This window comes from Mycobacterium sp. (genome assembly GCF_035314665.1).
Classification (GTDB): Bacteria; Actinomycetota; Actinomycetes; order Mycobacteriales; family Mycobacteriaceae; genus Mycobacterium.
On sequence record NZ_DATFZD010000450.1, the window covers coordinates 1 to 21,196 of the forward strand.

Sequence of the window (21,196 nt, forward strand, 5' to 3'; positions counted from 1 at the left end):
AGTCACGCCGGCCGGTCCTTCACACCTGATGCCGACAAAACGCATGAACGCCAACCCGAGGCGGCAAGGATGCTACGAGCCAAACATCAGGTGATCAGGATCCAACCACCGCAACACGCGGCACCTCACCCTGACACTGACCCGATGCTACAAAGCTGTGGGTTAGCTGCGGGCCCGTAACGTCTGCAACGCCTTGTCGGCATGGGTGTCCATGCTCAGTTCGCTGGAGATCACGTCGAGCACCTTGCGATCGGTGTCGATGACGAAGGTGGTGCGCTTGACCGGCATCAACTTGCCCAACAGTCCTCGTTTGACGCCGAATTGCGCGGCGACCGCGCCGTCGGTGTCGGACAGCAGCGGGTAGTCGAAACGCTGCGTCTCGGCGAACTTGGCTTGCTTTGCAACGGGATCAACACTGATGCCGACCCGGTTGGCCCCGACCGCGGCGAATTCGCCGGCGAGGTCGCGGAAGTGGCAGGCTTCCTTGGTGCAGCCGGGTGTCATCGCGGCCGGGTAGAAGAACAGCACTACCGGCCCGTCGGACAGCAGGGCGCTGAGCTTGCGCGGGGTGCCAGTCTGGTCGGGAAGCTCGAAGTCAGCCACGGTGTCACCGGTTTTCATGGCGGTTACGTTACGCCGGGGGTCGCCGCGGTCACGGGGAAGATGGCTTGGAAGATAGAAGGATGGACGCCAACCTCACCGCCGCCACCACGTCGCGGGATGATTTCCGCGCGCTGGCGGCCGAGCACCGCGTGGTGCCGGTGACCCGCAAAGTCCTGGCCGATGCCGAGACGCCGCTGTCGGCGTACCGCAAGCTGGCCGCCAACCGGCCCGGCACCTTCCTGTTGGAGTCTGCCGAGAACGGCCGGTCGTGGTCGCGGTGGTCATTCATCGGCGCCGGTGCGCCGTCGGCGCTGACGGTGCGTAACGGCGAGGCGGTGTGGCTCGGCGCGGTGCCCCAGGACGCCCCTACCGGCGGCGATCCGCTGCAAGCCCTGCGTGCCACTCTGGAGTTACTCGCCACCGCTGCGTTGCCGGGGCTGCCGCCGTTGTCGGGCGGCATGGTCGGCTTCTTCGCCTACGACCTGGTGCGGCGGCTGGAACGGCTGCCCGAGTTGGCCGTCGACGACCTCAACCTGCCGGACATGTTGCTGCTACTCGCGACCGACGTGGCGGCCGTCGATCACCATGAGGGCACCATCACGTTGATCGCCAATGCGGTGAACTGGAACGGCACCGACGAGCGGGTCGACGAGGCCTACGACGACGCGATCGCGCGGCTCGACGTCATGACCGCCGCACTCGGTCAGCCGCTGCCCTCAACAGTTGCCACGTTCACCCGACCCGAGCCGCGGCACCGCGCGCAGCGCACTGTCGACGAATACGGCAAGATCGTCGAATATCTCGTCGAGCAGATCGCGGCCGGCGAAGCTTTTCAAGTGGTGCCCTCCCAGCGGTTCGAGATGGACACCGATGTCGACCCGGTCGATGTGTACCGGATGCTGAGGGCAACCAACCCCAGCCCGTACATGTATCTGCTTCACGTCCCGAATGATGGTGGTGGAACAGCGTTTTCGATCGCGGGATCGAGTCCCGAAGCGTTGGTGACCGTGCACGACGGATGGGCGACGACGCATCCGATCGCCGGAACCAGGTGGCGTGGCCATACCGAGGAAGAGGATCAGCTGCTGGAAAAGGAGCTGCTGGCCGACGAGAAGGAACGCGCCGAGCACTTGATGCTGGTCGATTTGGGCCGTAACGACCTGGGCCGGGTATGCGCGCCGGGTAGCGTTCGCGTCGAGGACTATAGCCACATCGAGCGCTACAGCCACGTCATGCACCTGGTGTCGACGGTGACCGGGCACCTCGCCGAGGGTCGCACCGCGCTGGACGCCGTGACGGCTTGCTTCCCGGCCGGAACGTTGTCCGGCGCGCCGAAGGTGCGGGCGATGGAACTGATCGAAGAGGTGGAGAAAACCCGTCGCGGCCTCTATGGCGGTGTGATCGGTTACCTCGATTTCGCCGGCAACGCCGACTTCGCGATCGCGATCCGCACCGCCCTGATGCGCGACGGCACCGCGTACGTGCAGGCCGGCGGCGGCGTGGTGGCCGACTCCAACGGTCCCTACGAGCACAACGAGGCGACGAACAAGGCGCGGGCGGTGCTCAATGCGATCGCCGCGGCGGAGACGCTGACGGCCCCGGATACGCCCGTCGACGAGGCGCCCCGCGATGGCTGACGCCCAGCCCGACCGCCCGGGCCGGCGGACCATCCGGATAGCACAGGCTCTGCTGGTGCTCGCCGCCGCCGGCTTGTCGGCGGCATCGCGGCTGACCTGGGTCGACGTGCGGACTTTCGACGGGCTGAGCCCGCCGAAGCTCGTCACACTGTCCGGGGCGGCATGGTCGTCGGCACTGGTCCCGTTGGCGCTGGTGCTGCTGGCTAGCGCCCTCGCCGCACTGGCCGTGCGTGGCTGGCGGCTGCGGATGCTCGCGCTGTTGGTGGCCGTCGTCAGCCTGGCGACGGGTTATCTCGCGATCAGCTTCTGGGTGGTCCCGGACGTGGCCGTGCGCGGGGCCGACCTCGCGCACGTCCCGGTGCTGACGCTGGTGGGCAGCCAGCGCCATTACGCGGGTCCCATGATCACCCTGATCACCGCGATATGCACGCTGGTCGGTGCCGTGCTGTTGATGCGAGCGGCGGCGTCGGCTCGCGGCACAGTCACGAAATACCTGTCGCCCGCTGCCCGCCGGTCGCTGGCGCAGCGCGACGAGACGATCGTGTCGGAGCGAATGATCTGGGATGCGCTCGACGACGGCGAAGACCCGACCCAGGACCCTACCGATCAACCGCGAGAGTCGGCCGCCCAACCAGGGGAGTCGGAACGAGAAGCACGACACGACGCCGACACCGAGGGTCGGTGACGGACCGCGCGCCGACGGTCGCTACCCTTCGAAGGACGCCATCGATCTGCTGGCAGCCGTAGGGCGAAAAGGGGAAAAGGTCCGACATGAGTTCGGCAAACGTGCTCGACTCCATCATCGAAGGAGTCCGCGCCGACGTTGCCGCTCGTGAGGCGGCCGTGAGCATGTCCGCGATCAGGGCGGCCGCCGAGGCCACGCCGCCGCCGTTGGATGTTCTAGCGGCGTTGCGCGAGCCCGGTATCGGCGTCATCGCCGAGGTCAAGCGCGCCAGCCCGTCCGCCGGACAACTCGCGTCGATCTCCGACCCAGCCAAATTGGCGTGCGCGTATGAGGACGGCGGTGCGCGAATCATCAGTGTGCTGACCGAACAGCGACGCTTCAAGGGCTCGCTGGATGACCTCGACGCGGTGCGCGCAGCGGTGTCGGTTCCGGTGCTGCGCAAGGATTTTGTGGTCGGGCCGTATCAGATTCACGAGGCACGTGCACACGGTGCCGACATGCTGTTGCTGATCGTCGCGGCGCTGAATCAGTCTGCGCTGGAGTCGATGTTGGAGCGCATCGAATCGTTGGGCATGACGGCACTCGTCGAGGTGCACACCGAGGAGGAAGCGGACCGGGCGCTGCAAGCCGGGGCGCGAGTGATCGGCGTGAACGCACGCGACCTCAAGTCGCTCAAAGTTGATCGGGACTCGTTCGCGCGCATCGCCCCCGGGCTGCCCACCAGCGTGATCCGCATCGCCGAATCCGGGGTGCGCGGCACCGCCGACCTGCTGGCCTACGCCGGCGCGGGTGCTGACGCTGTCCTGGTTGGCGAAGGCCTTGTTACCAGCGGCGATCCCCGCGCAGCCGTCGCCGACCTGGTCACCGCTGGCAGGCATCCGTCGTGTCCAAAGCCGGCCCGCTAGCCCGGCGACGATGGGCGCATGCGCGGAAATGGTTGAACCCTATGAGCCGCTTGCGCGTTGAGCCTTCATAATGGCAGAAATCTTGCGTCCGGAACTTCCGCGTTCCAGCGCGGCGATCGCAGAGCCTACCCACCACGACCCCGACTCCCGGGGTCATTTCGGTGTGTATGGGGGCCGGTACGTCGCCGAGGCGCTGATGGCGGTGATCGAGGAGGTCACCGCCGCCTACGAGAAGGCGCGCACCGACCAGGAATACCTGGACACTCTCGATAAGTTGCAGGTTCACTACACCGGCAGGCCGTCCCCGCTCTACGAGGCTGTTCGGCTCAGCGCGCACGCTGGTGGGGCGCGGATATTCCTCAAACGAGAAGACTTGAACCACACCGGTTCCCACAAAATCAACAACGTGCTTGGTCAGGCGTTGCTCGCCCGGCAGATGGGCAAGACGCGGGTGATCGCCGAGACCGGGGCCGGCCAGCACGGGGTGGCGACCGCCACAGCCTGCGCGCTGCTCGGGTTGGAATGCGTCATCTACATGGGCGCCGTCGACACCGTGCGGCAGGCTCTCAATGTGGCCCGAATGCGGCTGCTGGGCGCCGAGGTGGTATCGGTCGAGTCGGGTTCGCAGACACTCAAAGACGCGATCAACGAGGCATTCCGCGACTGGGTCACCAACGCCGACAGCACGTACTACTGCTTCGGCACCGCCGCCGGGCCGCATCCCTTCCCGACGATGGTCCGTGACTTCCAGCGGGTCATCGGGCTCGAGACGCGGGTGCAGATCCAGGATCAGGCCGGGCGACTGCCCGACGCTGTCACTGCTTGCGTTGGCGGGGGATCCAACGCAATCGGGATTTTCCACGCCTTCCTCGACGACCCCGGGGTTCGGCTCGTCGGCTTCGAGGCCGCTGGCGACGGCGTCGACACCGGCCGCCACGCGGCGACTTTCACCGGCGGGTCGCCCGGCGCGTTTCAAGGATCGTTCTCGTTCCTGCTGCAGGACGAAGACGGCCAAACCATCGAATCGCATTCGATTTCGGCCGGCCTGGATTATCCGGGCGTGGGCCCCGAGCACGCGTGGCTGCGGGACACCGGGCGCGCCGAATACCGGCCGATCACCGACAGCGAGGCGATGGATGCGTTTCGGTTGTTGTGCCGGACAGAAGGCATCATTCCGGCGATCGAATCGGCGCACGCGGTGGCCGGCGCGATCAAGCTGGGCGTCGAGATGGGCAGCGGCGCGGTCATCGTCGTGAACCTGTCCGGCCGCGGCGACAAGGACGTTGAGACAGCCGCGAAGTGGTTCGGCCTGCTAGACGATCCGGCGGGCGGCGGCCAATCGTGACTGTCGAGCAGAGCGAAACACATAGTCTGACAGAGCTTTTCAACTCATGCCAGCAAGAGAACCGGGCGGCGCTGATCGGCTACCTGCCGACCGGATACCCCGACGTGCGGACGTCAATCGATGCGATGACAGCGTTGATCGAATCCGGGTGCGACCTCATCGAGGTCGGCGTGCCGTATTCGGATCCGGGTATGGACGGCCCAACCATCGCGACGGCGTCCGAAGTTGCGCTGCACGGGGGTGTACGAGTTCGGGATACGCTGACCGCCGTCGAGGCGATCAGCGCCGCGGGTGGCCGTGCCGTCGTGATGACGTACTGGAATCCGGTGTTGCGCTACGGGGTTGACGCATTCGCCCGGGACCTTGCTGCGGCTGGTGGGCACGGGTTGATTACGCCGGACCTCATTCCTGATGAGGCCGACGAATGGTTGGCGGCGTCCGACCATCACCACCTGGACCGCATCTTTTTGGTTGCGCCGTCGTCGACGCCACAACGGCTGGCGACGACGGTCGAGGCCTCCCGCGGATTTGTCTACGCCGCGTCGATCATGGGTGTGACGGGTGCCCGCGATGTGGTGTCGCAGGCGGCCCCCGAATTGGTAGGCAGGGTGAAGGCGGTGTCTGACATTCCTGTTGGTGTCGGTCTGGGCGTGCGATCGCGGGAACAGGCGGCTCAGATCGCCGGCTACGCCGACGGCGTCATCGTGGGTTCGGCACTCGTCTCTGCACTGGCTACCGGGATGGCAGAGCTGCGCGCGCTGACAGAGGAACTTGCGATCGGTGTGCGCCAAAGGATTTCCGGGTTATGACGACGACCGTCATCGCGTACTTCCCCAGTCCACCCCAGGGTGTGTGGCATCTGGGGCCGATACCGATTCGCGCGTATGCATTGTTCATCATCCTCGGCATCGTCGCCGCGCTGCTGATCGGTGATCGACGCTGGGAGGCCCGTGGCGGCGAGCGCGGTGTGATTTATGACATCGCGCTGTGGGCCGTGCCTTTCGGGCTTATCGGCGGGCGTCTGTACCACCTGGCAACCGACTGGCGGACCTATTTCGGTGAAGGCGGCGCCGGACTCGGCGCGGCGCTGCGCATCTGGGACGGCGGCTTGGGAATCTGGGGTGCGGTCGCCCTGGGCGGTGTAGGTGCCTGGATCGCCTGCCGCCGTCGCGGCATCCCGCTTCCCGCCTTCGGTGACGCGGTAGCCCCCGGTATCGTTCTCGCCCAGGCGATTGGCCGGTTGGGAAACTACTTCAACCAGGAGCTCTTCGGCCGCGAGACCACGATGCCGTGGGGCTTGGAGATCTTCTACCGGCGCGACCCGGCCGGATTTGTGGATGTGCATTCGCTTGACGGCGTGTCGACCGGCCAGCTTGCGATGGTCGTCCAGCCGACCTTCCTGTACGAATTGCTCTGGAACCTCTTGGTTTTCGCCGTGCTGCTTTACCTGGATCGTCGTTTCACCATCGGGCACGGTCGGCTGTTCGCGCTCTATGTCGCCGGGTACTGCATTGGACGCTTCTGCATCGAACTGTTGCGCGACGACTCCGCCACCCATATCGCCGGAATTCGGATCAACTCCTTCACATCGACATTCGTCTTCATCGGCGCGGTGGTCTATCTGATCCTGGCGCCCAAAGGCCGCGAGGAGCCGGCCTCACTCAGTGGATCGGCCGCTGACCGACTCGTACCGGACTCGGTTGAAGCGGACACAACGGATTCTGTGGAGTCCGCTAGTTCCGAGGCCGTCGCGGACGAGCCAATTGAGGAGCCGGAGACGACAAAGACGACCGCGGCGGACACGGCGGTGGTCGACAATCCCGACACCGAGGCTGAAGCGGTCGCGGCGGAGGCCGACAATCCCGACACCGAGGCTGAAGCGGTTGCGGCGGAGGCCGACGCGGCAGAAGTCGATGCTCCCGAAGTCGAGGTGCCGGGCACGTCTGAGACTGACGAGGAGGCGGCGGCCGACCAGTCGGCGGGTGAGGCTGATAAAGCCGAGGAGCCGGCCGAAGCCGCTGACGGCGAATCCGAGCCCAAACTGGACAAGGACGCTGAAGCCGAGGAAGAGCCCGCCAAGGCCGACGAATCCGATGCCGAGCCGGCGGAGGAGTCAGCGGAATCGACCGATGAGGAACCCGCCGACACGGAGGAGCCGACCTCGCAGCCGACCGACTCGACCGCGACGCAGTCGGGATGGCGGCAGAGGCTGAATTCTCGGTTGCGCCGACGATAGCCGCGCCGCCACGACGGCTGGCATGCTGAAAAGCATGACCAAACCGGCCCGGCCCGGCCCCGCGCGGGCGCACTCACGGGCCCGTTTGTACGCCACCCTGGGTTCGGGTGCGCTGCTGGCAGGCGCGTTCGGCTATATCGGCCTGGTGGACCCGCACAAGCCGGACTCGGTCTTTCCCATCTGCCCGTTTCGGCTGCTCACCGGGTGGAACTGTCCGGCATGCGGGGGCCTGCGGATGGTCCATGATGTCCTGCACGGTGACCTGGCCGCAGCGATCACCGACAACGTCTTCTTGCTGGTCGGCATCCCGATGTTGGCCGGATGGATTCTGCTCCGCCGTCGCTCTGACAAATCCCTGCTGCCGCCGTCCGCGGCGGCCAGTGTGCTGATCGGGATGCTGGCGTGGACAGTGGTGCGCAACCTGCCGGGTTTCCCGTTGGTTCCGACGCTACTCACCAGTTAGCCCGCTGCCGGATCAATAACAGTCGGGAGATGATCAGCTAGCGCGACTATGCTGATTCGTCGTGGCGAGACGCGGCAAGATCGTCTGTACTCTCGGTCCGGCCACCAGCACTGACCAATCGGTCAGAGCGCTGGTCGAAGCCGGAATGGATGTCGCCAGAATGAACTTCAGCCACGGCGACTACAGCGATCACAAAGCCTCCTATGACCGGGTGCGGGCCGCCTCTGATGCCACTGGGCGCGCGGTCGGTGTACTCGCCGACCTGCAAGGCCCGAAGATCAGGCTCGGCCGCTTCGCTGACGGACCGACTTATTGGGCCGACGGCGAAACCGTGCGGATCACCGTCGCCGACTGCGCCGGCACCCACGACCGGGTCTCGACCACGTACAAGCAGTTGGCCCAAGACGCGCTGCCCGGTGACCGCGTTCTGGTCGACGACGGCAACCTCGGCTTGGTGGTCGCGGACATCGACGGCGACGACGTGGTCTGCACGGTTACCGAAGGCGGGCCGGTCAGCAACAACAAGGGCATGTCGCTGCCCGGGATGAACGTGTCGGCTCCCCCGTTGTCCGGGAAGGACATCGACGATCTTGAGTTCGCCCTGCACTTGGGCGTCGACATGGTGGCGCTCTCGTTTGTGCGCTCGCCATCCGACGTCGAGCTGGTGCACGAGGTGATGGATCGGATCGGTCGGCGGGTGCCGGTCATCGCCAAACTCGAGAAGCCCGAAGCCATCGATAACCTCGAAGCGGTTGTGCTGGCATTCGATGCCGTGATGGTCGCCCGCGGCGATCTCGGAGTCGAGCTGCCGCTCGAAGAGGTTCCGCTGGTTCAGAAGCGCGCCATCCAAATGGCCAGGGAGAACGCGAAACCCGTCATCGTGGCGACGCAGATGCTCGAGTCGATGATCGAAAACTCACGGCCGACACGGGCCGAGGCATCCGACGTCGCCAACGCCGTGCTCGACGGCGCGGACGCGCTGATGTTGTCCGGCGAAACCGCCGTCGGCAAGCACCCGCTGGCCGCCGTCCAGACGATGGCCCGGATCGTGTGCGCGGTGGAAGAGAATTCAACGGCCGCTCCGCCGCTGACCCACGTGCCTCGCACCAAGCGCGGAGTGATCAGTTACGCCGCCCGTGATATCGGTGAACGGCTCGACGCGAAAGCTTTGGTCGCGTTCACCCAGTCCGGCGACACCGTGCGGCGCCTGGCGCGGCTGCACACGCCGCTGCCGCTGCTGGCGTTCACCCCGCTGCCCGAAGTGCGCAGCCAACTGGCCATGACGTGGGGCACCGAGACGTTCATCGTCCCGATCATCCAGACCACTGACGGCATGATCCGCCAAGTCGACAAGTCGCTGCTGGCGCTCGGCCGTTACAAGCGCGGCGACCTGGTGGTGATCGTCGCGGGCGCACCTCCGGGCACCGTCGGGTCAACCAACCTGATCCACGTGCACCGAATCGGCGAGGAAGACGTTTAGCCGGGCAAACTAGGCCGCGCGGTGACGATGCGCTCCGCGAAGCGGAGGGCTGAGGAGGCGGGCAAACTAGGCCGCGCGGTGACGATGCGCTCCGCGAAGTGGAGGGCTGAGGAGGCGGGCAAACTAGGCTAGGCCGGTGTCTGACTTCGATGAGCTGATGACGGTGCTCGACCTGCATCGCATGGGCGACGACGTCTTCATCGGGTCCCACCCCACGAAGAACCCGCCCCGGACATTCGGCGGACTGATGATGGCGCAATCATTTGTGGCGGGCACCCGCACCCTGACCCGCGACTTGCCGCCCAACGCGCTGTCCGTGCACTTCATCAATGGCGGCGATACCGCCAAGGACATCGAATTCGAGGTGGTGCGACTGCGCGACGAGCGTCGCTTCGCAAATCGGCGCATCGAGGTGACCCAGGACGGCACCCTGCTCGCGACGGTGATGATCTCCTACTTGTCCGGCGGTCGCGGTCTTGAGCACAACGTCGAACCGCCCGAGGTCGCCGATCCCGAGACGTTACCTTCGATCAAGGAGCTGCTAGCCGGGTACGAGGACACCGTTCCGTTGTTCGTCAACGCGCTGCAGCCGATCGAATGGCGCTACACCAACGACCCGTCCTGGGTGATGCGCGACAAAGGGGAACGGCTCGACTACAACCGAGTCTGGGTCAAAGCCGACGGTGTGATGCCCGACGACCCTGCGCTGCACACCGCCACGATGCTCTACTGCTCGGACACCACCGTGCTGGACTCGATCATCACCACGCACGGGCTCTCGTGGGGGTTCGACCGCATCTTCGCTGCGACCGTCAATCACTCGGTGTGGTTTCACCGCCAGGTGAGCTTCGACGACTGGGTGTTGTATTCCACATCCTCGCCGGTGGCCGCCGATTCACGCGGGCTTGGGACCGGATATTTCTTCGACCGCTCCGGTCGGCCGGTCGCCACCGTCGTGCAAGAAGGCGTGGTGAAGTATTTCCCGGGTTCGCGGCCATAGGGCGGCGAGCAACGATTCGGTTGCAGCCCGCCCGGCGTCACTGCAGTAACACCGGTTCCAAGCGTAACGTTTCAGGTGGGTGAGTAGTCGAGCACTAGCGACTACAACACCCGGAGGTGGGCATGCACGAGTCGTCGATCGGCATCGCGTCCGAGGGCCGCGCAAGCGAGCGGGTTGTTGTTGACGTCCACTCGCCGGTGGCCCGTTGGGTTGGTGCGCTGGCCCTGCTCAGCGCGGCGTGCTGGTTGATGAAAGTGATTGCCCGCGGCCCGATTGACCGGTTGGAATGGTCGTTGACGGTCTTGGCCGCGGTGGCGTTGATCGCCCGGGGTGTCTTTCTGGGTCGCCCGGTCACGGCCGGTCACGCAATAGGCGCAGTTTTCCTCCTACTGGCTGGGATCGGCGCGCATGTGCTGTCTTTGGATCTGCTCGGTGACCTGCTGATCGCCGGGTCCGGTCTGGCGCTGATGTCACCCACATCAGCGCGTCGGCATCCCGGCGACCTGTCTCGGGTGTGGTCCCTGATCGAGACAACCAGCGGCGACCCGCTGGCGCCGTTCGCCATGCAGGCGGGTAAGTGCTACCTGTTCAGCGCGGACGGGACGGCGGCGCTGGCGTACCGGACCCGGATCGGCTATGCGGTCGTCAGCGGGGACCCTGTCGGTGACGAGGCACGATTCCCGCAACTGGTCGCCGACTTCGCCGCCATGTGTCATACCCACGGTTGGCGAATCGTCGTACTGGCTTGCAGCGAGCGGCGGGTCCAGCTGTGGACCGACCCGAAGGTGCTGGGCCAGTCGCTGCATCCGGTGCCGATCGGCCGGGATGTCGTCATCGAGGTGTCCAGCTTCGAAATGGTTGGGCGCAAGTTCCGCAACTTGCGGCAGGCGGTCAGACGCACCCACAACTGTGGTATCACCACCGACATCGTCGCCGAGCAGAAACTGGACGGCCGACTGCGGGCCGAGTTGACCGAGGTGTTGCGCGCGTCGTCCAGTGGGGTGCACACCGATCGCGGATTCTGCATGAATTTGGACGGCGCGCTCCAGGGCCGGTATCCGGGGATACAGCTGATCATCGCGAGAGACAAATCCGGGCGGGTGCAGGGCTTCCACCGGTACGCCACCGCGGGCGGCGGTAGCGATGTCACCCTGGACGTGCCGTGGCGCCGCCCCGGGGCGCCCAACGGTATCGACGAACGGCTCAGCATCGACATGGTCAATGCTGCCAAAGATGCTGGCGCACAACGGGTATCGTTAGCATTCGCGGCGTTCCCGGAGATCTTCGACGAGCGGCAGCGCGGCCGGATGCAAGCGCTGTTTTACTGGCTGATCCATCTGCTGGATCCACTGATCGCGCTTGAATCGCTATATCGATACCTGCGCAAATTCCACGCGCCGGACGATCGGCGGTATGTGCTGTTGTCGTTGACTCAGATTGTGCCGCTGATCTGCGTGTTGCTGTCGCTGGAGTTCATGCCGCGTCGCCGAAGCGTTTAACGCTTTACGGCGCCGGTGTTGGCGTCAGCGTGACGCTCAACTTGTCTTGGACGTTTTGCCGGAACTGATCTGCGCAGCGCTGCTGCTCTGACTGGTCTGAGCCGGCTTTTTGCATGCAGTCGATGTAGTCGCCGCCGCCGACGTCCTTCCAGACCGTCGTCCAGAGAGCAATGAACGCCAATCCAACGATGATGGCGAGGGCGCCCAGCACGATGCCGGCGACCGCGACACCGCCATTGTTGGCGACGCCGCGCTTGACACGTGCGCGTGCGAAGAACCCGACAACCACCGCGACGAGTCCCAGCACCATGCTGACGATGTTGAGGACAGGCACCCAGGCACTGAGCAACCCGACAATCGCCAGCACCAGCGACGCGATAGCTAGTCCGTTTTTAAGCTCGACCGGCCGCGGCGGGTAACCCGGGTAACCGTACTGAGGCGGTGGTAAATAGCCACCCGGGTATGGGCCGGCCCGATGTTGGTAGGGGTACGGGTATGGAAATGGCGGCGCCGTTTGCGGTGTTCCCTCGGGGTTTTGGCGTCTGTTCGACGGCCTGTCCGGAGGTTCGGTCATGGCTCGCTTTCTAGATGGGCGTCTTGGAAGCCTTTTCGCCAGAGTACTCGCCGACGCCGATTCGTAGTTCGGGACAGCGAATGTCATTGGGCATGTGATGAGTAGCGACCACCACCGTCCGCTCGGCAGTGATCAGACCGCCGTCGGCGTTGAGCAGGCTGCGCAGAATGGGTTCGGCGTCGGCGGCGTCGAGGTGCTCGGTAGGTTCATCGAGTAGCACGATCCGCGCAGGTGAGATGAGCGCTCGGGCGAGCAGCAGCCTCCTGCGTTGGCCCGCCGACAACGCCTGCGCGCCGCCGGACAACACTGTGTCGAGACCATTCGGCAGACCGCCCAGCCAGGAGCCCAAGCCAACCCAGCGCAGCGCGTCGCCCAGCTGATCGTCCGAGCAATCGCCCCGCGCCACGAGTAGGTTGTCTCGAACGGTCGTCGCAAAAATATGCGCGTCCTCCGCAAAAAAGCCTATAGCACAGCGTATTTCGTCTTCGCTGAAGAGACGCAACGGTGTTCCACCCAGGGTCACGTTGCCGCGCAACGGCGCCAGCAAACCCGCCAGCGTCATCAGCAGTGTCGTCTTACCGGAGCCGCTGGGGCCGGTGACCGCCAGCCTGGCGCCCGGCGGCAGGTCGACCGTCACGGCGGCCGGCACCCGACCGCCCGGGTGTGCCGCAACCACGTCCTTGCTGCACAGCCGCCCGGTAGGCGAAGGATGTGGTCGGGTATTCGCGGCCGGCGCCGCGGTGTCAGCCGGGGTCAGTTCGAGCAGACGCCGTGCCGCCAATCGTGAACGTGTCAACTGAACGGCGGCGGCGGGCAGCGGAGTCGTCGCCTCGAATGCCGACAGCGGCAACAGCATCAAGACGGCCAGCGTGGTGGGGGCGACCGAGGCCGCCATACCGATGCCCGCCACCACGGCGCCCAGCACGCCGACGCCGACGGCTGCGGTGGGAATGGCTTCCGCGAACGCGGCCGGTCGGGCCGCGGCGTCGATGGCGTCGCCCCAATCGCGTTGCCGGCGTTGCGACTCCAGGACAACGTTGTGCAACTTACCAGCGACTCGCAGCTCGGGCGCATGCTCGAGCGCCAGCATCGCTGACACGTCACGAGCGGAATGGTGTTGCCGTGCAACCACTTCCTGTGCAGCAGCAGCCCTCGATGCCAGCCATGGCGCGACGATGCCGGCGATGATGAGGCAGATGGCCAAGACGGCCGCAGCCGACGGTGAGATAACCCCGACGACGGCTGTCGCCGCCACGGCGAGCACCGCCGCGACGCTGAACGGCAGCACGGTGCGGACCAGTACGTCGGCCAGCTGATCGACATCAGCCCCGACGCGCGAGACCAGCTCGCCGCTGTGCAATCGGGTGGCGATGTCAGCCGGACCGTGCGCTAGCCGGTAATAGATCTGCGCGCGGGCGGTGCCGGCGGCCCGCAACGCGGTGTCGTGGCTGGCCAACCGTTCGCAATAATGCAGAACGCCACGGGAAATCGCGAAGGTGCGAACCCCCACCACCGCGATCGACAGATCCAGCACCGGCGGCATTTGCCAGGCGCGGGTGATCAACCAGGCCGACAGTCCGGCCAGCGCCAGAGCGCTGCCCAGCGATAGCACACCAAGCGCTATTGCCATCAGCAGGCGGGGGATCCGCGGATGCAGCAGCCGCACGGCGGCCGGCAGGGGATCAAACGTGAGCATGTTGCACACCCGCCCCGGCCACCTCGATGACCTGATCGCCGATGTCGAGAACGCGGTCGCGGTGGCCGATGACCACGACGGTGGCGCCGGTGCGGGCCCGTTCGACAATGGCCCGCAGCACCCGGGCTTCGGTTGCCGCGTCCAGGTGCGCGGTGGGCTCGTCGAGCAGCAGCACCGGAGCCGGTGAGCCGAGCGCGCGGGCCAGGCCGAGACGCTGCCGCTGACCCAGCGACAGTCCCACGCCGCCGCTTCCGATCACGGTGTCCATTCCGTCGGGCAGCTCGGCCAATACTTGATGGAATCCAGATGCCATACAGGCGTTTTCAAGATCAGCGAGCGCGCCGAACAGGGCCACGTTGTCGGCGACGGTGCCCGGGATGAGCACAGGGCGCTGCGGCAGCCAGGACAGCTGGCCCCACCACGCGGTCGGTTCGAGGTCGGTAATCTCGACTCCGGCCACCGTCACACCACCATTGCTGGCCGCGGTGATCCCGGCGATGACCTGCAAAGTGGTGCTTTTTCCTGCGCCGTTCGCACCGGTGAGTACCGTTACCCGGCCCGGTTGGAGCACGGCGCTGAGGTTATGCGGGCAGAACCCGTCGCGACCCGCGACGCTGAGGTCGTCGAGAACAATCACGGCACCTGGCGCCGAGACCGTTTGGGTACCCGGGACCGGGGTGGCGGACCCTTCGATCAGCGCGAACGCTTTGTCGGCGGCGGCCCGACCGTCTTGGGCGGCATGGAATTCCACGCCGATGCGGCGCAGCGGCCAGTAGACGTCGGGCGCGAGCAACAGCACGGTCAAACCGGTGGTCAGGCTGATCTCACCGAACACCAGACGCAGGCCGATGCTGACGGCGACCATCGCGACGCCCAGGGTGGCGAGAAGTTCCAAGACCAGCGCGGAGAGGAACGCGATCCGCAGCGTCGCCATGGCTGAGTGCCGGTGGGCGACGGCCAACTCGGAAATGCGGCGCTCGGGCCCGCTGGCGCGGCCGAGAGCCCGCAACGTGGGAATTCCAGCGATCAGGTCCAACAGCCGAGCCTGCAGAGTGGCCATGGCGGCCAGCGCAGCCGCGGACCGGTCAACGGTCGCCAGGCCGATCAGAACCATGAAGATCGGGATCAACGGCAGCGTGATCACCACAATCACAGCCGATTTCAGGTCGTAGAGCCCAACCACTGCCGCACTCACCGGGGTCAGGATCGCCGCGAGCAGCAACGCCGGCAGATACGCGGTGAAGTAAGGCCGCAGCGCGTCGAGCCCCCGGGTCACCACCGCGGCCGCGGCGTCGCGTTGGGCTGCCAACTGCCTGGGCTGCCGGGCGGTGACGGCCGTGAGCACTTGGCCGCTGAGCTCGGCGATGACCGCGCTGGCGCCACGTTGGCCCAGTCGGGCCTGCAGCCAGTGCGCCACGGCACGCACCGCCCACACCGCGAGCAGGATCGCCAACATCGGCGCCCATTGGCTTAGGCTGCGCGGGGCTGGGTCGGTGATGACCCGGGAAGCGATGTGCGCCAGCAGGATCGCCGAGCCGATCACGCAACCGGAGATCACGACACCGCACACCGTCGTCGCGGCCAGGAAGCGGCGCAGCGCCGCAGATGCCCGCCACAGTCGCGGATCAACGGGCCCCCGGCTGCTCGCGCTCAGGACGGTCGCCTCGTCAGCCCGATCGACGGTGGTATGCGGTCAACCGAAATCCGTTGCCGGAAAATCCAATACGTCCAACCCTGGTATATCACCGTCAGCGGAGCCATGAGTGCCGTCACCCAAGTCATGATCTTGAGGGTGTACGGGGTCGACGATGCGTTGTAGATCGTCAGGCTCCATTGCTTGTTCAGCGTCGAAGGCACCAGGTTCGGATAGAGCGCTCCGAACAAGAGGATCACTACCGCCGCCACCACCACAGCGGTGCACAGAAACGCCCAGCCGTCGGATGCGCGTCGCCACACCAACGCCACCGCCGCCAGCTGCGCGATCAGCGCGACCGCCAGCACCAGCCAGGTCCAATTCTTGCCGTGGGCCAGTTGCGTCCAAACCCCAAAGCCCCCAACCAGTCCGGTCACCGGGAGTGACAACCGCGCCGCGAAGCGGTGAGCGTCGTCGCGGATCGCGCCCGATGTCTTCAGGGACACGAATACCGCGCCGTAGAACAGAAACAGCCCCGCGGTGGCCAGACCGCCCAACAGCGTGTAGGCGTTGAGCACATCGGTGATCGACAAGTCGACGTGGCCACTGGCGTCCACCGGGAGCCCACGCACCAAGATGGCGAATGCCACGCCCCACAGCACGGCAGGCAACCACGACCCGGCCGCGATTCCGAAGTCGGCCCATGCCCGCCATTTTGAGTCGTCGACCTTGCCTCGCCATTCGATCGACACCGAACGCACGATCATGCCGAACAGGATCGCCAGCAGCGGCAGGTACAGGGTGGAGAAGACGGTGGCGTACCAGTCGGGAAATGCGGCGAACATCGCTGCGCCTGCGGTGATCAGCCACACCTCGTTGCCGTCCCAGACCGGCCCGATGGTGTTCAGCGCTGCGCGGCGGTGGGCTTCGGGTTCGCCGGCGCTGACGCGCGCGAACGGTTCCATCAACATGCCCACGCCGAAGTCGAAGCCCTCGAGGATGAAGAAACCGAGAAACAGCAGCCCGATGATGCCGAACCACAACTCTTGCAGTCCCACCGGTCAGCTCCTTTCCGTCAACAGGCCTTAATAGGCAAAAGACAGCGGCGCCACCTCGTCGTCGCTGGGTGACCGGGGCGCAGCCGGTTCCGCGTCGTGTTCCAGCGGCCCTTCGACGATGTAGCGCTTGAGCAGCCAGAACCAGATCACCGCCAGCACCGCGTAGAGCAGGGTGAAGGTGACCAGCGAGGTGACGACCATGCCGGCAGCGTGATGTGAGACGGCCTCGTGGACGGTGAATCGGACATGCTGGTCGCCGGTCGGATTGGGTACCACGATCCAGGGCTGGCGGCCCATTTCGGTGAACACCCAACCGGAGATATTGGCCAGGAAGGGCGCCGGAAGTGCCACCAGCGCAAGCCAGGAGAACCATCGTCGATCGGGGATCCGGCCACCGCGGGTGAGCCACAACGCGACCATCGCGAAAAGGACCGGAATCGCCAGCAGCCCGATCATCCCGCGAAACGACCAATAGGTGACGAATAGGTTTGGCCGGTAATCGTTTGGGCCGAAGCGCATTTGGTAATCCTGCTGGATATCGCGCACGCCCTGCAAAGTGACGTCGTTGAATCTGCCCTTGGCGAGAAACGGCAGCACGTAGGGCACTTCGATCACCCGGGTGACGCTGTCGCAGTTGTTGTGGGTGCCGACGGTCAGGATGGAGAAGTCCGGATCGGTTTCGGTGTTGCACAACGACTCGGCCGAGGCCATCTTCATCGGCTGCTGAACGAACATCAGCTTGCCCTGGTAGTCGCCGGTGAAGAACAAGCCGACGGTGGCAATCAGCGCAACCCAGCATCCCAGGATGGCTGCCGGACGGAACATGGTGCGGGCATCTGACTCCGCGACGGGGCGGTCCGTTGCGCGTTTACCAGAACGGACCAGCCACCAGGCACTGACGGCGGCAACGAATGTCGCAGCAGTCAGCAGTGAACCGGCCACTGTATGCGAAAACGCCGCTCGCGCAGTGTTATTGCTGAGCAGCGCGCTGATGCTGTGCAACTCGGCACGCCGGGTCACGGGATTGTATCGAGCGCCGACCGGATGCTGCATGAAGGAGTTCGCCACGAGAATGAAGAACGCGGATACGTTGACGGCGATCGCGACGATCCAGATGCAGGCCAGGTGTACCAGGCGCGGCAGTCGGCTCCAGCCGAAGATCCACAAGCCGATGAAGGTCGATTCGAAGAAGAACGCGGCCAAACCTTCCATCGCCAGCGGAGCGCCGAACACGTCGCCGACGAACCGCGAGTACTCGCTCCAATTCATCCCGAACTGGAACTCCTGCACGATCCCCGTGGCCACCCCGATCGCGAAGTTGATCAGGAACAGCTTCCCGAAGAACTTGGTGAGCCGATACCACGCCACGTTGTCGGTGACCACCCATGCCGTCTGCATGATGGCGATCAGCGGTGCCAGGCCGATGGTGAGCGGCACGAAGATGAAGTGGTAGACGGTGGTGATACCGAACTGCCAACGGGACACGTCGACGACGTTCATGGTCATCTCCCTGACGACAGGGCCAAGCTACTACGACGCAGTGTAGTAGACAGGCGCGATCATCGCTACGAAATTTCTCGGTCGATCACGATCCGTGCGATGCACCCGTCAGCGCCTCGTTCACCCTCTTGGATGCGCTGCGGATACCGAACGACGACACGATCTCGAAGGTGCCGATGACGATCAGCCAGATGCCGACGACGAGTATCAGGATCGCCAGCGATTCGAATGGCGACGCGATCATCACAACTCCCGCCAGAAGGGTGATCAGACCAAGGAATATCTGCCAGCCGCGTCCGGGCAGCGTGGGATCGCTGATGGCCGAAATCGATGTCGCCACGCCGCGAAAGATGAAGCCGACGCCAATCCAGATTGCCAGCAGCAGAATCGCATACCCCTCGCCGAAGTGCCGGAAGCAGAGCACCGCCAGCACCAGCGAGGCTGCGCCGCTGATGAATAGCAGCACTCGCCCGCCGGCGGAGACGTGCAGGCTGAACGCGAAGACAACTTGTGCGACACCGGTGATCAGCAGGTAGATGCCGAAGAGGATGGCGGCGATGACGATCGAGTCTCCGGGCAGCAGCAGTACCAGGACGCCCAAGACGAGTGCCAGGAGCCCGGATACCAGTGTCGACTTCCACAGATGCGGCAACAACTTTGGAACAGCAGTGGTTTCCATTGCTGAATTTTCCCACAAACGGCGACCTTGATGGGGGGTTTGGCGTTACGTGTCAGAGCACTGCGGCTTGTGGCGCCTCGGCACGTACACGGCCGGAAGCGGTGTCCGGTTTGCGGCCAACGAGATACCAGGTGCGCATGACGCCCTTGCCCTTGACGGCGACCGCACCTCGCTCCTGCAGCACGAAGTTGTTTTTCAGCCGCTGGTAGACGTCCTCGGGCACCTGGATTCGTCCCACCGAATCGGTGGCTTCCATCCGCGATGCGACGTTGACCGCGTCGCCCCACACGTCGTAGAAGAACCGGCGAGAACCCACCACGCCCGCGACGACAGGGCCGGAGGCGAGCCCGATTCGCAACGGCAGCACGTCGCCGCGCGAATCTCTCAGTCCGGCCGCGGTTTCGGCCATGTCGAGCGCAAGGTCGGCGAGCGCCTCGGCGTGATCGGCCCGCGGATGGGGCACTCCACTGACCACCATGTAGGAGTCACCACTGACCTTGATCTTTTCCAGCGCGTGTTTATCCACCAGCGCATCGAAGGCGCCGTACAAGCGATCCAAGAATTTGATCAGCTTGTCCGGCACGATGTCGCTGGCCCGTTCGGTGAAACCCGCGATGTCGGCGAACAGTACTGAGGCGTCGTCGTATTTGTCGGCAATGATGTTGTGCCCCGGATCTTTCAACCGCTCCGCGACGCTGGCCGGCAAGATGTTGGCCAGCAGCGCCTCGGACCGTTCGTATTCCATTTCCATCGCTGTTTCGGCGCGGACGATCTCGCGTACCGAGTACCACACCGTCGTTACCACCATCACGCATCCCGAGATCGTCGTTACGACGAAGCTCAAAGACAAAGCCCACGCCGGCTGGACGCCGGTGTCTCGGGGGACCAGGAACTGCAGGGTGATCACCAGCGAGGCGGCGATGGCTGCTAGGCCCGCTGCCAAGACGATGCGGTCGACGCCCAGTTGCAGCACCACAAGGCAGGATGCGACCAGAAAATAGAACTGCAAGCCCGAACCGGTGCCCACGAACCAGCAGATGACGAAAATCGAGACGTAGGCGGTGCCGATGAAGGTCAGCGGTGCAACCAGCTCACCGAAGCGGTGCAGCCAGGGGACCATCGCATAGATCGCGGCGCCGACGATATTGATGACGCCGGTCCACCACAGGTGGGGCGCCGCGAAGACTTGGATGCTCCCAAAGCCAGCGCTGACGATCACCGCCATCGTCGTGGTGAGGTGCAGGATGCGGCGTCGCCGCGCGATGCGGTCGGCGTAGTGCTGACTGCGGACGCGCCGTTGCTCCCGCACTGCTGCTACGCAGTCCGGCGGTCGCCGCGAACCTGCTGGTTGTGTGGCACCACACCGCTTAGCCACCACAGCAAAAGCGTAATAGGTGGGCTCGAAATTCCGGAACAGCTCCGTTTACCTGGTGCCCTCGGTGAGACTCGAACTCTATTTCAGGGCGTGTTCACAGGTCCGGAACCCCGTCTACCAGCGAAAAGTCATCACTGTAGTTCATGGGAGTTATCTGTAACTGTGGGCAGATTGTGGGCACGGTGTGGGCGCGAAGCGGAGACATTCCGGACAACGCCATTGGTGACTTCGCCACGGCCCTGGATTACGCGGTGTTTGCAGCGGCGGGGCGAACTTGGACGTGGACCTCATCACCCTCGAAGCTGATCTTTTCTTCGGGGGGTACTGATTGACCATCGAATCGACGATCGCGCGGTCATCGCGGCGATAGACCTTGTCCGATGGGAACTCTCGCTCGGCACTTGAGTCACCGCACCCGCCCGACGGGAGTCCTCCAGTTTCCTAACTCGTCGTTGGTACAAAGGTAATTACTAGACGTCTCGCTGTGAGTTTGCTCTCGGGCGTTGCCACTGGCCAAACGGGACGTGCAACATGCTGACGCCCGGAATAATCGCGGCTCTACGTCGGACAGCCGCCGAGATGGGCGCGCCGGTCCCGCGCGTCGGCGTGGCCGATGAGCTGCTCGACGAGTGGATCATCGCTTGCCGTCCAACAACTTAGACGCGTGGGCTGCCCACTCTGGTGCCAACGCAGTGGCAGCGGTTTAATGAGCCATGAGTCAGACTGCGTGGCTCCGCGTTTCAGACACCGGAGAGGCTGAGACCTAGCGGACCGCGTCGAAACCCAGAAGCCAGATGAGGACTCACTAACTCTCACCCAACTGCTTCG

18 protein-coding genes are annotated in these 21,196 nt (G+C 65.1%); 10 read left to right on the forward strand and 8 right to left on the reverse strand.

Annotated features, from left to right (window positions below; translation table 11 throughout):
- Nucleotides 1-162: 162 nt before the first annotated feature.
- Complete coding sequence (locus tag VKI00_RS32845; RefSeq protein WP_324447470.1) at nt 163-621, reverse strand: peroxiredoxin; 459 nt, start codon at nt 619-621, stop codon at nt 163-165.
- A 62-nt stretch (nt 622-683) separates the two neighbouring features.
- Between VKI00_RS32845 and VKI00_RS32850 the strand changes: the two genes are divergently transcribed.
- From VKI00_RS32850 to VKI00_RS32895, 10 genes are all read left to right on the forward strand, one after another.
- The gene (locus tag VKI00_RS32850) at nt 684-2,240 is read left to right on the forward strand and encodes an anthranilate synthase component I (RefSeq protein WP_324447471.1); all 1,557 of its coding nucleotides are present in this window, start codon (nt 684-686) and stop codon (nt 2,238-2,240) included.
- Entirely contained in the window at nt 2,233-2,925 is a 693-nt protein-coding gene (locus VKI00_RS32855; protein WP_324447472.1) for a TIGR02234 family membrane protein, read from the forward strand. Before VKI00_RS32850 ends, VKI00_RS32855 begins: the two co-directional genes overlap by 8 nt.
- Before the next feature lie 86 nt (nt 2,926-3,011).
- A complete protein-coding gene (gene trpC / locus VKI00_RS32860; RefSeq protein WP_324447473.1) occupies nt 3,012-3,830 on the forward strand; it encodes an indole-3-glycerol phosphate synthase TrpC in 819 nt (272 codons plus the stop codon).
- 70 nt (nt 3,831-3,900) lie between these two features.
- On the forward strand, nt 3,901-5,175 hold the full coding sequence (trpB, locus tag VKI00_RS32865; RefSeq protein WP_324447474.1) for a tryptophan synthase subunit beta: 1,275 nt from the start codon (nt 3,901-3,903) through the stop codon (nt 5,173-5,175).
- Nucleotides 5,169-5,984, forward strand: coding sequence for a tryptophan synthase subunit alpha (gene trpA, locus VKI00_RS32870; protein WP_324447490.1), 816 nt, complete (start codon nt 5,169-5,171; stop codon nt 5,982-5,984). Before trpB ends, trpA begins: the two co-directional genes overlap by 7 nt.
- Entirely contained in the window at nt 5,981-7,411 is a 1,431-nt protein-coding gene (locus tag VKI00_RS32875) for a prolipoprotein diacylglyceryl transferase (protein ID WP_324447475.1), read from the forward strand. The genes trpA and VKI00_RS32875 overlap by 4 nt, the downstream gene beginning before the upstream one ends.
- A gap of 34 nt (nt 7,412-7,445) precedes the next feature.
- Nucleotides 7,446-7,874 carry a DUF2752 domain-containing protein gene (locus VKI00_RS32880; RefSeq protein ID WP_324447476.1) on the forward strand — a complete coding sequence of 143 codons (429 nt, stop codon included), beginning with the start codon at nt 7,446-7,448 and terminating at the stop codon, nt 7,872-7,874.
- A gap of 61 nt (nt 7,875-7,935) precedes the next feature.
- Nucleotides 7,936-9,354: a pyruvate kinase gene (gene pyk, locus VKI00_RS32885; protein ID WP_324447477.1), complete on the forward strand. Its 1,419-nt coding sequence runs from the start codon at nt 7,936-7,938 to the stop codon at nt 9,352-9,354.
- A 157-nt stretch (nt 9,355-9,511) separates the two neighbouring features.
- Nucleotides 9,512-10,354, forward strand: coding sequence for an acyl-CoA thioesterase II (locus VKI00_RS32890; RefSeq protein WP_324447491.1), 843 nt, complete (start codon nt 9,512-9,514; stop codon nt 10,352-10,354).
- Between the two features lie 122 nt (nt 10,355-10,476).
- A complete protein-coding gene (locus tag VKI00_RS32895) occupies nt 10,477-11,853 on the forward strand; it encodes a bifunctional lysylphosphatidylglycerol flippase/synthetase MprF (RefSeq protein ID WP_324447492.1) in 1,377 nt (458 codons plus the stop codon).
- 4 nt (nt 11,854-11,857) lie between these two features.
- Here VKI00_RS32895 and VKI00_RS32900 read toward each other — a convergent pair whose 3' ends face one another.
- From VKI00_RS32900 to VKI00_RS32930, 7 genes are all read right to left on the reverse strand, one after another.
- A complete protein-coding gene (locus VKI00_RS32900; RefSeq protein ID WP_324447478.1) occupies nt 11,858-12,427 on the reverse strand; it encodes a DUF4190 domain-containing protein in 570 nt (189 codons plus the stop codon).
- A gap of 10 nt (nt 12,428-12,437) precedes the next feature.
- Nucleotides 12,438-14,123, reverse strand: a complete 1,686-nt coding sequence (cydC, locus tag VKI00_RS32905) for a thiol reductant ABC exporter subunit CydC (RefSeq protein WP_324447479.1) — start codon at nt 14,121-14,123, stop codon at nt 12,438-12,440.
- Nucleotides 14,110-15,720 (reverse strand): thiol reductant ABC exporter subunit CydD, encoded by a 1,611-nt coding sequence (cydD, locus tag VKI00_RS32910; protein WP_324447493.1) that lies wholly within the window; start codon nt 15,718-15,720, stop codon nt 14,110-14,112. The genes cydC and cydD overlap by 14 nt, the downstream gene beginning before the upstream one ends.
- Nucleotides 15,721-15,773: 53 nt before the next feature.
- On the reverse strand, nt 15,774-16,814 hold the full coding sequence (gene cydB / locus VKI00_RS32915; protein ID WP_324447480.1) for a cytochrome d ubiquinol oxidase subunit II: 1,041 nt from the start codon (nt 16,812-16,814) through the stop codon (nt 15,774-15,776).
- 27 nt (nt 16,815-16,841) lie between these two features.
- Nucleotides 16,842-18,314 carry a cytochrome ubiquinol oxidase subunit I gene (locus VKI00_RS32920; protein ID WP_324447481.1) on the reverse strand — a complete coding sequence of 491 codons (1,473 nt, stop codon included), beginning with the start codon at nt 18,312-18,314 and terminating at the stop codon, nt 16,842-16,844.
- Nucleotides 18,315-18,399: 85 nt separating this feature from the next.
- Nucleotides 18,400-18,993 carry an HdeD family acid-resistance protein gene (locus tag VKI00_RS32925; RefSeq protein ID WP_324447482.1) on the reverse strand — a complete coding sequence of 198 codons (594 nt, stop codon included), beginning with the start codon at nt 18,991-18,993 and terminating at the stop codon, nt 18,400-18,402.
- A gap of 52 nt (nt 18,994-19,045) precedes the next feature.
- Nucleotides 19,046-20,371: an adenylate/guanylate cyclase domain-containing protein gene (locus VKI00_RS32930; RefSeq protein WP_324447483.1), complete on the reverse strand. Its 1,326-nt coding sequence runs from the start codon at nt 20,369-20,371 to the stop codon at nt 19,046-19,048.
- Nucleotides 20,372-21,196: the final 825 nt, after the last annotated feature.